This window comes from Yoonia sp. SDW83-1 (genome assembly GCF_046762885.1).
GTDB lineage: Bacteria > Pseudomonadota > Alphaproteobacteria > Rhodobacterales > Rhodobacteraceae > Yoonia.
In genome coordinates, this window is the sequence record NZ_JBKQXO010000005.1 from 152,213 (window position 1) to 166,865 (window position 14,653).

16 protein-coding genes are annotated in these 14,653 nt (G+C 60.3%); 10 read left to right on the top strand and 6 right to left on the bottom strand.

Features of this window, described 5'->3' with window-relative positions; genetic code table 11:
* The first annotated feature begins 66 nt into the window (after positions 1-66).
* From cobA to ACFWW4_RS08375, 4 genes are all read left to right on the top strand, one after another.
* Entirely contained in the window at positions 67-918 is an 852-nt protein-coding gene (gene cobA, locus ACFWW4_RS08360) for a uroporphyrinogen-III C-methyltransferase (RefSeq protein ID WP_411890412.1), read from the top strand.
* A gap of 67 nt (positions 919-985) precedes the next feature.
* Positions 986-2,233: a cobyrinate a,c-diamide synthase gene (locus ACFWW4_RS08365; protein ID WP_411890413.1), complete on the top strand. Its 1,248-nt coding sequence runs from the start codon at positions 986-988 to the stop codon at positions 2,231-2,233.
* Positions 2,234-2,275: 42 nt separating this feature from the next.
* On the top strand, positions 2,276-3,493 hold the full coding sequence (locus tag ACFWW4_RS08370; RefSeq protein WP_411890414.1) for an MFS transporter: 1,218 nt from the start codon (positions 2,276-2,278) through the stop codon (positions 3,491-3,493).
* 5 nt (positions 3,494-3,498) lie between these two features.
* Positions 3,499-4,173, top strand: coding sequence for a hypothetical protein (locus ACFWW4_RS08375; protein WP_411890415.1), 675 nt, complete (start codon positions 3,499-3,501; stop codon positions 4,171-4,173).
* Between the two features lie 23 nt (positions 4,174-4,196).
* On the opposite strand, the gene ACFWW4_RS08380 is transcribed toward ACFWW4_RS08375, so the two are convergent.
* From ACFWW4_RS08380 to cysS, 3 genes are all read right to left on the bottom strand, one after another.
* Positions 4,197-4,964 (bottom strand): squalene/phytoene synthase family protein, encoded by a 768-nt coding sequence (locus tag ACFWW4_RS08380; protein ID WP_411890416.1) that lies wholly within the window; start codon positions 4,962-4,964, stop codon positions 4,197-4,199.
* A 33-nt stretch (positions 4,965-4,997) separates the two neighbouring features.
* Positions 4,998-6,614, bottom strand: coding sequence for a citramalate synthase (gene cimA, locus ACFWW4_RS08385; protein WP_411890417.1), 1,617 nt, complete (start codon positions 6,612-6,614; stop codon positions 4,998-5,000).
* 70 nt (positions 6,615-6,684) lie between these two features.
* Entirely contained in the window at positions 6,685-8,118 is a 1,434-nt protein-coding gene (gene cysS / locus ACFWW4_RS08390) for a cysteine--tRNA ligase (RefSeq protein WP_411890418.1), read from the bottom strand.
* A gap of 274 nt (positions 8,119-8,392) precedes the next feature.
* On the opposite strand from cysS, the gene ACFWW4_RS08395 reads away from it, so the two are divergent.
* Positions 8,393-8,770, top strand: a complete 378-nt coding sequence (locus tag ACFWW4_RS08395; protein ID WP_411890419.1) for a VOC family protein — start codon at positions 8,393-8,395, stop codon at positions 8,768-8,770.
* On the opposite strand, the gene ACFWW4_RS08400 is transcribed toward ACFWW4_RS08395, so the two are convergent.
* Positions 8,767-9,150: a hypothetical protein gene (locus ACFWW4_RS08400; RefSeq protein WP_411890420.1), complete on the bottom strand. Its 384-nt coding sequence runs from the start codon at positions 9,148-9,150 to the stop codon at positions 8,767-8,769. The two genes, ACFWW4_RS08395 and ACFWW4_RS08400, sit on opposite strands and share 4 nt — an antisense overlap.
* Before the next feature lie 152 nt (positions 9,151-9,302).
* On the opposite strand from ACFWW4_RS08400, the gene ACFWW4_RS08405 reads away from it, so the two are divergent.
* Entirely contained in the window at positions 9,303-9,641 is a 339-nt protein-coding gene (locus tag ACFWW4_RS08405; RefSeq protein WP_411890421.1) for an MmcQ/YjbR family DNA-binding protein, read from the top strand.
* Here ACFWW4_RS08405 and ACFWW4_RS08410 read toward each other — a convergent pair.
* Entirely contained in the window at positions 9,617-10,396 is a 780-nt protein-coding gene (locus ACFWW4_RS08410) for a MerR family transcriptional regulator (RefSeq protein ID WP_411890422.1), read from the bottom strand. The two genes, ACFWW4_RS08405 and ACFWW4_RS08410, sit on opposite strands and share 25 nt — an antisense overlap.
* Positions 10,397-10,429: 33 nt before the next feature.
* Complete coding sequence (locus ACFWW4_RS08415; protein WP_393928578.1) at positions 10,430-10,819, bottom strand: VOC family protein; 390 nt, start codon at positions 10,817-10,819, stop codon at positions 10,430-10,432.
* Between the two features lie 255 nt (positions 10,820-11,074).
* Here ACFWW4_RS08415 and soxR point away from each other — a divergent pair, with 255 nt between their 5' ends.
* Genes soxR through ACFWW4_RS08435 form a run of 4 tightly spaced genes read left to right on the top strand, consistent with a single transcriptional unit; the run spans position 11,075 to position 14,648 of the window.
* Positions 11,075-11,518, top strand: a complete 444-nt coding sequence (soxR, locus tag ACFWW4_RS08420) for a redox-sensitive transcriptional activator SoxR (RefSeq protein ID WP_393928579.1) — start codon at positions 11,075-11,077, stop codon at positions 11,516-11,518.
* 33 nt (positions 11,519-11,551) lie between these two features.
* Positions 11,552-12,724, top strand: a complete 1,173-nt coding sequence (locus tag ACFWW4_RS08425) for a pyridoxal phosphate-dependent aminotransferase (RefSeq protein ID WP_411890423.1) — start codon at positions 11,552-11,554, stop codon at positions 12,722-12,724.
* 50 nt (positions 12,725-12,774) lie between these two features.
* Positions 12,775-13,836, top strand: a complete 1,062-nt coding sequence (locus tag ACFWW4_RS08430) for a bifunctional transcriptional activator/DNA repair enzyme AdaA (protein ID WP_411890424.1) — start codon at positions 12,775-12,777, stop codon at positions 13,834-13,836.
* Positions 13,833-14,648, top strand: a complete 816-nt coding sequence (locus tag ACFWW4_RS08435) for an oxaloacetate decarboxylase (protein ID WP_411890425.1) — start codon at positions 13,833-13,835, stop codon at positions 14,646-14,648. Before ACFWW4_RS08430 ends, ACFWW4_RS08435 begins: the two co-directional genes overlap by 4 nt.
* The last annotated feature ends 5 nt before the right edge of the window (positions 14,649-14,653 follow it).

The window sequence follows — 14,653 nt, forward strand, 5'->3', positions numbered from 1 at the left end:
GCCAATCCGCAATCCGACGTCGTTTGACGGCTTTCCAAGCGACCAGATCAGCGGCATAAACAAAACATGAGCGACATGATCCCCCTTCCCAGCCATAAATGGCCAACACTGGAACCCGGCTGGGTCTGGCTGTGCGGCGCAGGACCAGGTGATCCGGGGCTGCTGACGCTGCACGCGGCCAACGCATTGCGGCAGGCTGATGTGGTGATCTATGACGCGCTGGTGCAGGAACAGATCCTCGACTGGGCACCGCAGGCCGAACATATCTATGCCGGCAAACGGGGCGGCAAACCCTCGGCCAAACAGCGCGACATCTCGCTGCGACTGGTCGATCTGGCCCGCGCAGGCAAACGGGTGTTGCGGCTCAAGGGCGGTGATCCTTTCGTCTTCGGGCGCGGTGGTGAAGAGGCACAGACCCTCGTTCAGCATGGCATCCCGATCCGGATCATCCCCGGCATCAGCGCAGGCATCGGGGGGCTGGCCTATGCGGGCATTCCCGTTACTCACCGGGACGTGAACCAGTCGGTCACCTTCGTCACGGGGCATGACCAATCCGGCAATACCCCCGGCTCGCTCGACTGGGTCAGCATTTCCAAAGGATCACAGGTCATCGTGATCTATATGGGCATGAAACACATCGCCCAAATCACCGGCCACCTGATCGCCGCCGGGCGCAGCATCCACGAACCCGTCGCGGTGGTGACAACGGCAACAACTGACGATCAAAAAGTCCTCGAAACCACGCTCGGTACCATCGTCGACGACATCGCCAAAGCCGCGTTGGAACCTCCCGCGATCATCTGCGTCGGCCAATCCGTTCTCATGCGCCAGGTGCTGGATTGGCAGGGCATGGCCGCCGGACAAGCGCCGCGCAACCTCGACCCTCTTGAGCGTGGGCGCCCGGCCGAAACCGCCTGATCATGGCCCCCAAATTCTTTCTTCCGCAAATACTCCCGCCGGAGGCATCCCGACGGCGCAACCCGGGATGAGCTTCATCATCAGCGCCCCCGCCTCCGGCAGCGGCAAAACGACCATCACCCTCGGCCTTCTGCGCGCCCTCAGCCGGACAACAGCCATCCGCGCCGCAAAATCCGGCCCCGATTACATCGACCCCCGCTTTCACGAGGCCGCCTGTGGGCAGCCCTGCATCAACCTCGACGCGTGGGCCATGACGCCGGACCGAATCCGGTCGCTCGCCAGCGGACCGACGCCGCTGATCATCGAAGGGGCAATGGGCCTCTTCGACGGCGCCCCGCCCGACGGCAAAGGGGCAACAGCCGACCTCGCACGCATCCTGAACCTGCCGGTCATTCTGGTCATCGACGCGGCGAAAATGGCAGGATCCGTTGCACCGCTGGCCAACGGGTTCATCAACTACGATCCATCGGTTCGGATCGCAGGCGTGATCCTCAACAATGTTGGCTCGCCCCGGCACGAGGGTATGCTGCGCAACGCCCTGAAAGACATACCCGTCCTTGGCGCGATCCCCCGCGCACCGGAGCTAACACAACCCTCCCGACATCTCGGACTTGTGCAGGCGCAAGAACGGCCCGATCTCGACGCCTACCTGAACCAAGCCGCCGACCTCATCAGCCAATCGGTTGACCTCGACGCCCTGCAACAACTGCACACCGATCCACTCCCGGCTCACGACGCGCCAACACGCCAACCACCCGCCCAACGGATCGCCATCGCGCAGGATGCCGCTTTCGCCTTCAGCTACCCGCATATCCTGAATGACTGGCACGATGCCGGGGCAGAGCTGCAATTCTTCTCTCCCCTTCGCGACGAAGCCGCACCAAAGGCCGACCTGATCTATCTGCCCGGCGGCTACCCAGAACTGCACGCCGCAAGGCTTGCCGCGAACGCCACTTTCGTGGACAGCCTGCGCAATAGCGGCGCGCAAATCTACGGCGAATGCGGCGGCTACATGACCTTGGGCGAAACACTCACCGATGCAGACGGGATCACCCATAAGATGGCCGGACTACTGCCTCTCGATACGTCTTTCGCAACCCGCAAACTGCATCTGGGGTATCGCAGCCTGCAAGCAACCGGCGGCCCATTTGCTGGCAACTGGACCGGGCACGAATTCCACTATGCCACCACTCTCCGGGCCGAGGGCAAACCGCTTTTCACGGCAAAAGACGCGACCGGCGCAGTGCTGCCGCCGATGGGCCTGATCAAGGACCGCGTCTCAGGCTCATTCGCCCACATCATCGACGCGGCCTAAAGGCCCATTGCCACCGCCGCGATCCGGGATTACCGATGCAGCATGACCTATACCGACGATACCCGTGCCAAACGCAACGTGGCCGTTCTGGTGATGGCACAGGCCATCCTCGGCGCGCAGATGCCCATGATCTTTGTCATCGGCGGGCTGGCTGGCGGGATGCTCGCCAGCAATGTCTGTCTGGCGACATTGCCCATATCCTTCATCGTCTTCGGGTCGATGACGACGGCACCATGGCTCAGCCCGCTGATGCAACGCAACGGGCGGCGTTTCGGGTTTTTCTTAGGTGCATTTGCCGGTGCCATGGGGGCACTAATCGCAGCCTACGGCCTCTATGCCGAATCTTTCGCCGTCCTGCTGGCCGGCTCCTACCTGACCGGCATCTACATGTCCGCCCAAGGGTTCTACCGGTTCGCCGCCACGGATACAGCGTCTGAGGCATTTCGGCCAAAGGCAATCTCCTACGTCATGGCCGGTGGCCTCTTGTCAGCCATCGTCGGGCCGCAGCTAAACAAGCTGGTGCAGGACGCCTTCGTCGTGCCCTTCATGGGAACCTACCTTGCGGTCGCCGCACTCAATCTCGTCGGCATGCTCCTCTTTCTGTGGCTGGATTTGCCCAAGGGCAGCCGGTCCGAACCCAAAGTCGAGAATGCAGTGACCGGACGAACCCGTGGCGAACTCCTCCGCGACCCGCGTATCGTCGTTTCCATCATCGTTGGCATGGTGTCCTACGCGCTGATGAACCTCGTCATGACCTCCACACCGCTCGCCGTTGTGGGCTGTGGTTTCACCACAAACAACGCGAACGATATCGTTTCGGCCCATGTGCTGGCCATGTTCGCCCCGTCCTTCTTCACCGGGCACCTGATCGCCCGTTTCGGGGTAGAACGTATCATGTCCGCCGGGCTGGTCTTTCTTGCCGCCGCCGGGATTGTCGCCCTCTCCGGCGTCGAACTGACCAACTTCTTCGTCGCGCTGATCCTGCTGGGGCTGGGCTGGAATTTTGGCTTCATCGGGGCCACCACCATGCTCGCAGGGGCGCACCGGCCGGAAGAGCGCGGCGTCGTACAAGGCATGAACGACATGATCGTGTTTGGCATGGTGACCGTGGCCTCGCTGGCCTCCGGCGGGCTGATGAACTGCTCTGGCGGGTCGGCGGTCGAAGGCTGGAATGCGGTCAACCTCGCCATGATCCCCTTCCTTGTGCTGGCAGGCGGATCACTGATCTGGCTGGTGCGCCAGCCCAAACTTGCAACCTGATCGCCATGTTCTGGGGCCGAAAACCCAGCATCAGCGATGATCTGAAGGGTTGGATCATCGACAGTTTCGACTGGGCCGATGACACGTTCGGGAAAAACTGGACCGACAGCCGCAAACTGATCACGCCAAGCCGTGACTATTTCACGGCCGGGGCCGGCCAAACGCCCGAGGTCGCCCAGCAGATCGCCAATGACATCGCCGCCCTGCTGCCGGTCGCCCCGATCGAGGTGCAGCCGCTGTCAAACTTGCCCCCGGAATACCGGCATAATTATCAGGACATCGCTGGTGTCGGCGGCACCTATCTGCACGATGACCATAACCCTCTCATCAGCTACGACGCGGCCCTGATGGCGACGCCAATCGCCTTCATCAACACCATGGCGCACGAGCTGATGCATGCCCGCCTCGCCGCGCATATCGAAGCGATGCCCGGCGGAGAACCGGTCCACGAACTCTCAACCGATCTGCACTGCATCACCCATGGTCTCGGGCTCTTCGCGCTCGACGGCCCGGCCCAAATGGGCTGGTCCGGCTACATGACACAGGAATCGCGGGCCTACGCGCTGGCCGTCTTTCTGGCGCAGCATGACCTGAACCCGCAGGATGCGCTGACGCGGCTCAGCCCGCGCTCTGCCAAGGCGCTCAAACGGGCCATGACCGAACACAACAACGATACCTGAACACACAGACCGCCAACACAACGCTACCGCCACCACCCCCGCAGCGCGACATTCAGAAACCGCACACGCTCGGCCAATGGCGGCAATCCCAATGCGCCGCGCGCCACCTTGCCAGGATCCTTCAAAACCTGCCGCAACACTGGTCGGCCCAGATACCCTGCATAGAGCGCCGCACCAGCCTCTGCAGACACGCTCCGTCGTTGCCGCCGAGCCGCCTCCAACCGCGCAGTCGCCTTTTCCGCCAGCGCCGTCACCGCTGCTCCTGACCCGTCCACCAGCGGCTTGCGGCCACGTTCCTCCAGATCAGGGATCGCCCGAAACAGGTTGGCCACACCAACCCCATAGGCAAAATCGCGCACCGCACTCTCATCCGCATGGCCCAGCAGACGCGCGGCGGTCCACATCAAATGGCCAGAGGTCGCATCAATATAGTCGTCAAAATGCGCGGCATCCTCAAACGCATCCTTGTAGACATCCCAACGGCGGGCTGCGACCAGCTTGTCCAGCAATCGCGCGCCCTCGTCGTCCAACACATCAGCCAGCGCATCAACAACCTCATGCCGTCGCGGTTGGCCGCCACCTGCAATCTCTTCCAATGCATCGCGCCACCATTGCATACGCATCTCGGCAATCATCGGCTCTTCGGTCACCCAAGGGGCGCGGGCAACCTCAACATTAAACGCATAAAGCGGAAACAGAACACGGCGCGCCGCCACCGGGGCGGCCATCGCAGCACGAAACCGCTCCGGATCAGCGCGTTCCACAAGGGCGGCATAAGCGTCAAAGCTCATGTCATCAACATCTTGCGAAGAATACCCAAGAAATCAGACCTCAGCCCCGTCTCGGATCAATTTCCAGTTGATCGCATCAACCAGCGCATCGAACGAAGCGTCCACGATATTGGCGCTGACCCCCACGGTGGACCAACGACGGCCCTGCCCGTCCTCGCTGTCAATGATGACACGGGTCACGGCCTCCGTCCCGCCATTGGTGATCCGCACCTTGAAATCGACCAACCTCATATCCTCGATCATGCCTTGATAAGGGCCAAGGTCCTTGACCAGCGCCCGCGCCAAAGCATTCACCGGTCCCTGATCGGACCCGTCAGGGCCCATGCTCTCAGACACATTCAGGAATTTCTCGCCACGCACCTTGGTCACGACAACAGCCTCTGACAGTGACACCATCTGATTGCGCTTGTTCTTGCGGCGCTCGACGGTAACCTTGTAGCGCTTCACCTCAAAGAAGGCAGGCAGCAGGCCCAATTCCTCGCGGGCCAAAATCTCGAAACTGGCCTGCGCTCCGTCATAGGTGAAACCCTGCGCTTCACGCTCCTTGATCCGCTCGACAATGCGCGGCAGCGCCGGGTTTCCGGTCTCCACTGCAATCCCCATATCCGCCAGCCGGGCCTTCAGGTTCGACTGGCCCGCCTGATTGGACATGGGCACGATCCGGCTGTTGCCAACCGCAGCAGGGTCGACATGCTCATAGGTACTGGGATCCTTGGCGATAGCGCTGGCGTGAAGCCCCGATTTATGAGCAAAGGCCGACGCCCCCACATAAGGGGCCTGCTTGGCGGGGACCCGGTTCAGAATATCATCCAACAGACGCGAGGCGCGACGCAGCCCTTTCAACGCATCCCGCGACACACCGGTTGCAAATTGGCTGGCATAAGGCTCCTTCAACAGCAGTGTCGGGATCAGCGTCGTCAGGTTGGCATTGCCGCACCGCTCGCCCAAGCCATTCAAGGTCCCTTGGATCTGCCGGGCCCCGGCCATCACTGCCGCCAGCGATCCGGCCACGGCATTCTCGGTATCATTATGGGTATGGATCGCCACATGGTCGCCCGGAATACCGCTGGCGATCACCGCCGTCACGATCGTCGCAATCTCGTCCGGCAGCGTCCCACCATTGGTATCACAAAGGACAATCCAACGGGCACCGGCGTCATAAGCGGCATGCACGGCTTCCAGCGCATAATTCGGGTTGGCCTTGTAGCCGTCAAAGAAATGCTCCGCGTCGAACAAACTCTCACGCCCCGCCCCCTTGATATGTGCAAAGCTGCTGCGGATGTTCTCGGTATTCTCTTCCAACGTCACACCAAGGGCGGTCGTCACATGAAAATCATGTGCCTTGCCCACCAGACAGACGGCAGAGGTTCCGGCATTCATCACTGCAGCCAGAACATCGTCATTCTCAGCAGATCGGCCTGTGCGTTTGGTCATCCCAAAGGCGGTGAAAGTCGCGCGAGTTTGCGGCGGCGAGGCAAAAAACGCCGTATCGGTCGGGTTCGCGCCCGGCCAGCCACCTTCGATGTAATCCAGCCCAAGCCCATCCAGCACGCCCGCAATCTGATGCTTTTCCTCAGCCGAAAACTGCACACCTTGGGTCTGGGCCCCATCCCGCAAAGTGGTGTCGAAAAGATAAAGCCTCTCTTTCACGACACCCCCCACAAAATCTTTGTCACGAAGATTTTGACGCCGCGAGAATTTTCGTGACGAAATTTCTCCATCACATATCCCCCAGTTTGGCGGCATCGAAATCCGGGCCAGGCACCCAGGTTGCCTGCCCGCCCACATCAGTCACCTGGACGCCAGCAGCATTGAGCACATCGCGCACTGCATCGGCGCGCGACCAATCCTTGGCCGCCCGCGCCTCTGCACGCTCCGCCAGCAGGGCATCAACCCGCGCAGTCACTGCCTGGGTCACTTCCGGCCCTGCCTCTCCGCCATCAAACATCGGGATCGCGGCCCAGTCATTCACGAGTCCCAACATCTCCATCCCATGGGCGAAACCCGCCAGCGCGGCCGGTGTCTTGCCTTTCGCCAGCACATGCAGACGCGCCAGTGCCCCCGGCGTATTCAGATCATTGGCCAGCACGCCGATGAACTCCGCGTCCGGCTCCCACTTGCCATCCGCCTTTAACGCAGCCACCAGATCACGACCAAACCCGTGACCATGCAGAATGCCATACCAGCGGCGCAAGGTCGCGTCGGCCTCAGCCCGGCGGGTCTCCGTCCAGTCCATGGTCTTGCCGTAGTGGGTGCCCAGCATCACCAGCCGTATCACCTCACCCGGAATGCCGCTATCCAGCAGATCCCGCACCGTAAAGAAATTGCCCAGCGACTTGGACATCTTCTTGCCCTCGACCTGCAGCATCTCGTTATGGATCCAGTAGCGCGCGAACTCACCGGTCGGATGGGCGCAGGCGGATTGGGCAATCTCGTTCTCATGATGAGGGAACATCAGGTCATTCCCGCCGCCATGAATATCGAAACTCTCGCCCAGCAACTCATGCGCCATGGCCGAGCATTCGATGTGCCAGCCCGGGCGGCCATACCCCCAGGGGCTGTCCCATCCCGGCTGTCCGTCACCCGACGGCTTCCACAGCACAAAATCCATAGGATTCCGCTTGTACGGCGCGACCTCGACACGGGCGCCCGCGATCATGTCGTCAATCGACCGGCCCGACAGCTTGCCATAATCGGCATAGCTTTCAACCGCGAACAGGACATGACCATCGGCAGCATAGGCATGATCCTTAGCCACCAGATCGGCGATCATCGCCACCATCTTAGCGATGTAGTTGGTCGCGCGCGGCTCATGCGTGGGGCGCAACGCCCCCAACGCATCCATATCATCATGATACCAGCCAATCGTCTCCGCGGTGATGTCACCAATCGCCCTGCCCGTCTCGGCGGCACGTTCGTTGATCTTGTCCTCCACATCGGTGAAGTTGCGGACATAAGTCACATGATCCGGGCCATAAACATGGTGCAGCAGGCGAAAGAGCACATCAAAAACCAGCACATTGCGCGAATTGCCCAAATGCGCCCGATCATACACCGTCGGCCCGCAGAGGTAGAGCCGCACATTTTGCGGATCAATCGGCACGAACTCCTCGCGCCGGCGGGTCTTGGTGTTGTGTAGCCTGATGGTGGTCATAACGCCTCGCAAACGGGTTTCGCCGCGGGCTTAACAAGTTCAGTATTCAATGAAAACGTGAAAGAGCGACCCGCGACAGATGTCAGCAGATAATAATGCAGCAGGTAATGATGCAGATGCTCTTCATGCGCGTTTCATAGCAGACCGGCACCGACCCGTCCAGCCTGCACCGGCCCATCACCGCTCACGCCGTCAACTAACTTTTGACGCACGACCGCAACAAACCAAGATATAATGATTTCGCAAGTGATCATGGTCTAAAGAGGAGATGAAGATGGAAAAGGTCGACGCAATCGGCGGTTTCTTTTTCCGCGCAAAAGACCCCAAAGCGCTGGCGGCGTGGTACGAACAACAACTTGGCATCAATCCTGTGACGCAAACCGCGGATGAACAGCCATGGATGCAAAAGAGCGGACCAACCGTCTTTGCCCCTTTTGCCATGGACACTGAATATTTCGGCGCGATGGACCAGCAATGGATGCTGAATTTCCGGGTATCCAATCTGGATGCGCTGATTGAACAGCTTCAAAGCGCCGGGATCGAGATTGGCCGACGGGACGAGATAGCCGATATCGGCAGCTTCGCCCGCATCCATGACCCCGAAGGCAACCCCATCGAACTGTGGCAACCTACGAAGACAGACAACGCTTAGCCATCAAGTATGACCGCGTCCTCGACATCCGTCGCACGCGGTTTCTGGCCCGTGCGGCGTTCAAAAACCCAGGCGCGCTGGGCGGCCTGATGGGCCAGTTCCGCCTCGCGCATAAACGCCTCATGACGCAATTCTTCTTCCGTCTTCTTCGGTTTGGCTTGGGCATAAAGCTGACTGACATCCTCCGCTTTGGGAGAGGCCGCTCCAGCCGAAAACCCGGCCATGACAACTGATTGGGCGGCGGCATGGGTCTGCAAAACAGGATGACGCCGCTCTCGGCCTGCAGCCCACAACCCTCCGCGCACAGCACGGTCTTCCTGACGGCGGCCAATTGACCGCTTCGACGAATGATTTGATCCTACCAGCTCAGCAAACGACATACCTGCATCTCTCACCCGAAAACCCACACCTCATGGCGGCAGATTAGCTGATCGGCTGGCGAAAATCCCGCATTTTGCAAAGAACAGGTTAACGGCCAAATGGGCGCGCCCCAACCATTGTCCCCCGACGACCGATCAGGCATTCTGCCAGCATGACACGGCAGCTGATCAACAAAATCTGCGCTGAAATGCCCGGCGCCCGTGCGTCCGATCCAACAACGGAACTGGACAGCTGGAAGGTGGGCGAAAAGATGTTCGTCTGTTTCGGCGAGAGGATTGACGGTTTCGCCGCCAAGACAGACAGCGTCGAAACCGCCCAGATGCTGATCGACGCCGGTGCCGCGACCAAGGCCCCCTATTTCCACAAAAGCTGGGTACTGGTGCCCTTTGACGCCGCAGAGGACGAGATGCGCCATCGCATCCAGACCTCTTACGACATCATATTCAAGTCCCTCCCGAAAAAGGTTCAGGCCGAAATTTCAGCGGCGTAGGCCTGCATCGCGGCGGGCAACCATGTTGAAAACCGTTCGGCCAGACGTTCATAACGCGCCACAAAATCGGGATGCGACAGATAAAGCTTACCCAGGCCCGCATAAGCCTCAGGTGCACATTCCTTGCCCCACAACCTCCCCATCAACGCGCGATGCGCCTCCAAATCGGCTCGCAGGTCAGCATCACCAGGCGCTATCCCTGCCTTGAAATGGGTCACCAACCGCGCTTCGATATCCGCAAGCGTACTCATCGCCCCCGCGATCCCCTCCGGCATTGCATCGACAGCCACTTTCGAAGTGGCAATATCAGCTGCCATCTGCGGTCCATATGTGGTGATCAGCCAATCTTCATACGCGGTCTGTTTGGCTGCATCAAACGGGGTGTATAGGTCGGTATCGGGCATCTTTGCCTCCTTTGAGAGTGTTGCGATGGTCCGATCAAGGGTGCTTAGCAACGCCTGCGTATCCGCGACCTGCGATACAAGCCGTTCGCGATGTGCGCGCAGGCGCGTCAGGGCATCGGCCTCGTCTTGCAGCACAACTGCGATGTCCTGCAAAGGCAGGCCAAACGCGCGGTAGAACAGGATTTCCTGCAACCGCAGCAGTTCAGCCTGCCCATAAACGCGATAACCGCTGTGGGTGACATGGTGCGGGGTCAGCAGGCCGATCGCATCGTAATGATGCAGCGTGCGCACCGTGACGCCCGACAATTTGGCCAACTGACCGACGGTATATTCCCTGATTCGGTGGTCCATGTACCCGTTCTGCCGCCTCACGCCGCGTGAGGGTCAAGCATAGCTGACAACCTCAAACTCCACACCATCGGCATCGTAGAAATAGAACCGGCGACCGGGCTCATAATCTGCGTGACTACGCGGCTCATATCCGGCGGCCTTCACTTTTTCCTCCGTCGCATCAATGTCATCGACCACAACACCGATGTGGTTCAGCCCCCCACGCGTGGAATAGCTGGCGTCTGACTTCGGCACTGTCTGCTCGGGGGCGGTACCGGAATAGACCGCGACATAACTGTCGTCGGTCCCCACATGCACCGTGTACCCGGCGCCATCCATGGCCGATCCTTCCCACCGCGTGTGCCAGCCGAACAGATCCGACAGCATCGCGGCGGTTTTCTTGGGGTTGGCCACGGTGATATTGACGTGTTCCAGATGTGCCATTGTTATGATCTCCTTCTCAATTGGCTGACGAAGCGTGTGAACAGATTGGGTCGTGGAACAGGTGCGAAGTCTTCAAAATAGCCGCATTCCAGATCATGACCCCAGCCAAGCCCATCTCGCTTCATTGCAGCCAAGGCCTCCGGATCAGCACAATAGCGCGTCGTTCTCGATTTCGGCATCTGCCCTCTCCTCTGTTCAATCATCGACAAACATGTTTTAATTTCTCAAGTTAACTTGAGATCAAGGACTTTCTTCATGCCTCAGGGATTATCGATTGGGGACCTAGCGGACCGGACCGGCCTCGCCGTGTCCGCCATCCGGTTCTACGAAACACACGAGATCATCAAACCCGTTAGAAACAAGGGCGGCCACCGGCGTTACGGGCGGCATGACATAAGGCGCCTGTCATTTGTCATGGCCGCGCAAAAGCTCGGTTTTCCGCTGGCTGAAATCGCCGGCCATCTGCGCGCCCTGCCCGATCACAAGGCCCCGACCAAGGCCGACTGGACCCGGATCAGCAGAACCTTTCGCAAAAAAATCGACGCGCGAATCGCCGCCCTTGAAGAATTGCGGGACAAGCTCGACGGTTGCATCGGCTGCGGTTGCCTCAGCCTGAAATCCTGCGCGCTCTACAACCCCAAAGACATCAAGGCACAAGAAGGGCCCGGTCCCCGGAACCTGACCCAGCTATCTGGTTGACTTCGCCCACGCTTCGGCTTTCCCCTGCGCCCTATGGAACTCTCATCACGCATCACAAACATCACCGGCGGCGGCTCTGACGGCTGGGGTGTGTTTTACAAGGCCCGGCGTATGATCGATGCCGGGATAAATGTCACCGAACTCACAATCGGTGAACACGATATCCGCACAGCCCCGGACATTCTGCGCGCGATGTATGATGCGGCAAGCGGCGGGCATACCGGCTATGCCGAGGTGCCTGGCACGGCCAGTCTGCGCCGAGCCGTGGCGGCACGGATCGCGGAACGCACCGGCGTGCCCACGACAGCAGATAACGTCCTGATCACCCCCGGCGGTCAGGCCGCGCTTTTTGCCGCCCACATGGCCGCATGTAATCCGGGCGACACCGCTCTCTTTGTCGACCCCTATTACGCAACCTACCCCGGCACGATCCGTGGGGTTGGGGCCATGCCCAAACCTATCGTGACGGCCCCCGATACAAATTTCGAACCAACAGCCGATGCGATCAACGCCGCGGCACCCGGCGCCAAGTCTCTGCTGATCAACACACCCAACAATCCCACAGGCGTCGTGTACTCCGACACGACGCTGGGCGCGATAGCCAAGACCTGCCAGGATCACGACCTCTGGCTGATCTCGGACGAGGTTTACGACACGCAGGTCTGGCAAGGGACCCACACCAGCCCGCGCGCCCTGCCTGACATGGCCGACCGAACACTGGTCGTCGGATCCATGTCCAAAAGCCACGCCATGACCGGCAGCAGGGTCGGTTGGATCTGCGGGCCAGAGGCAGCAATCAACCATCTGATCACGCTCGCCACCCACACGACCTATGGCGTGCCCGGCTATATTCAGGACGCCGCTGAATTTGCGCTGGGCCAAGGGATTGAGGTCGAAGAAGCTGTCGCTGCCCCCTTCCGCCGCCGCCGCGACCTAACAATCGACGCGCTAGCAGGGCAAAACGCGGTCCGCGCCGTACCCGCCCAAGGGGCCATGTATGTGATGCTGGACATACGCGCGACAGGCCTATCAGGTGATACATTCGCCAACGCGCTGCTCGACGCTGAACACATCGCCGTCATGCCGGGCGAAAGCTTTGGTCAGGCGGCAGCCGGTCATGTGCGGGTCGCGATGACCATTGATGATGACGCCTACATCGCCGCGCTCAACCGCCTGATCCAATTCGCCCAAACCCAAATCAAATAGACGCCCGAATTCAGGCGGCACGGCCACCGGGAATCAGCTATAGATAGGTCATGTTATTTGACCTACCTTCAGACGACGCGCTTTACGCAGCCCTTCTCGCCCGTGATCCGGCGTTTGACGGGCGCGCCTATGTCGGCGTCGCATCAACCGGCATCTTTTGCCGATTGACCTGCCCGGCCCGCAAACCGAAACGGGAAAACTGCAGCTTTTACAATGATGTGGCGGCCTGCATCAATGCGGGCTTCCGCCCTTGCAAACGCTGCCACCCCATCGCGCCAGAGGCAGAGGGCGATCCGACAATCCAACATCTGCTTGATGCGCTCAATCAGGACCCTACACATCGCTGGTCCGAGGCCGATCTGACAGCGCGCGGGCTCGACCCTTCGACCGTCCGACGCAGCTTCAAGCGCCATTTCGGGGTGACATTCCTTGATATGGCGCGGCAAAGACGGCTCGCCCATGGTTTCAGCGCGTTGGGCCAGGGCAAGGTGATCGACGCACAGCTCGACGCCGGGTTCGACAGCCCATCGGCCTTCCGCGCCGGCTTCGCCAAGCTCATCGGGACAGCCCCCAACCAGTTCAAATCCGATGCTATGTTACGAGCGGACCACATTGACACTCCGCTCGGGTCCATGATTGCAGTCTGCGACGAACGGGCGCTGCATCTTCTTGAATTCGCCGATCGCAAGGCGCTGCCCCGCGAATTACAGCGCTTACGCAAACTGACCAAAGGCAGTATCGGCGTCGGCCGCTTCGACACCACAGATCAGGTCAGCGACCAGCTCAGCGCCTATTTCTCGGGCAAAAGTGACCAATTCAGCGTCCCGCTCGTCCTGCACGGCACCGCCTTCACCCGCCAGGTCTGGACCGCACTGCGCGACATCCCTGCAGGCGAAACACACAGCTACCGCGACCTCGCCCGCCTGATCGGTGCACCAAACGCGACACGTGCGGTGGCACGTGCCAACTGGGCCAACCAAATCGCCCTCATCATCCCGTGCCATCGGGTGATCGGCGCCGACGGATCGCTCACCGGCTATGGCGGCGGGCTTTGGCGCAAGCAACGCCTGATAGATATCGAAAAACACTACGCAAGCAGGAGAACCCAATGACCCACCCCGCCGAGAACTTCCGCGCCCTACATATCAAGGGCGATCCGTTCATCATGGTCAATATCTGGGACCGAGGATCGGCCAAAATGATGCAATCCATGGGGGCCAAGGCGCTCGCGACGTCCTCGGCAGCGCACGCCTTTACCATGGGCCGACCGGACGGCGGGACCATCAGCCGCGACGAAGCCCTTGCCCATGCAGCAGAAATCCTGTCAGTGGTCAGCGTGCCAGTGCAAGGCGACTTCGAAAACGGGTTTGGTGACGATCCCGACACCTGCGCCGAAACGGTTCGTCTGGCAGCCGAAGTCGGGCTGGCAGGTATCTGCATCGAGGATATCAGCACGGATGGTTTTGACGCCTATGACTTTGATCTGGCTGTCGAACGGATCAGGGCATCCGCCGAGGCAGCACGCAACTTGCCGCATGATTTCGTTCTTACAGCCCGGGCCGACGGCATCCTGCGCCAACGTTACGATTTGGATGAAACGATCCGTCGCTTACAGGCATTCGAGGCCGCAGGCGCAGACTGCCTCTATGCGCCACTTCCCGCAACGATGGACGATCTGGCGCAAATCTGTTCAGCAACCAACGCTCCAGTTAACGCACTGGTCGCTGGACCTTATACCGATCAGTCGCTAAAGGCCTTCGCCGACATTGGAGTGGCGCGCATTTCGCTCGGTTCTTCGCTTGCACGTATCACACATCGGGCGATGTACGATGCTGCGGTCGAGATGCTCCAGGAGGGATCGTTCGGCGATCTGGGCACAGGAATAGGAGGGGGGAAAATCGGCCATCTTCTTACACAGGAATAGAAAAA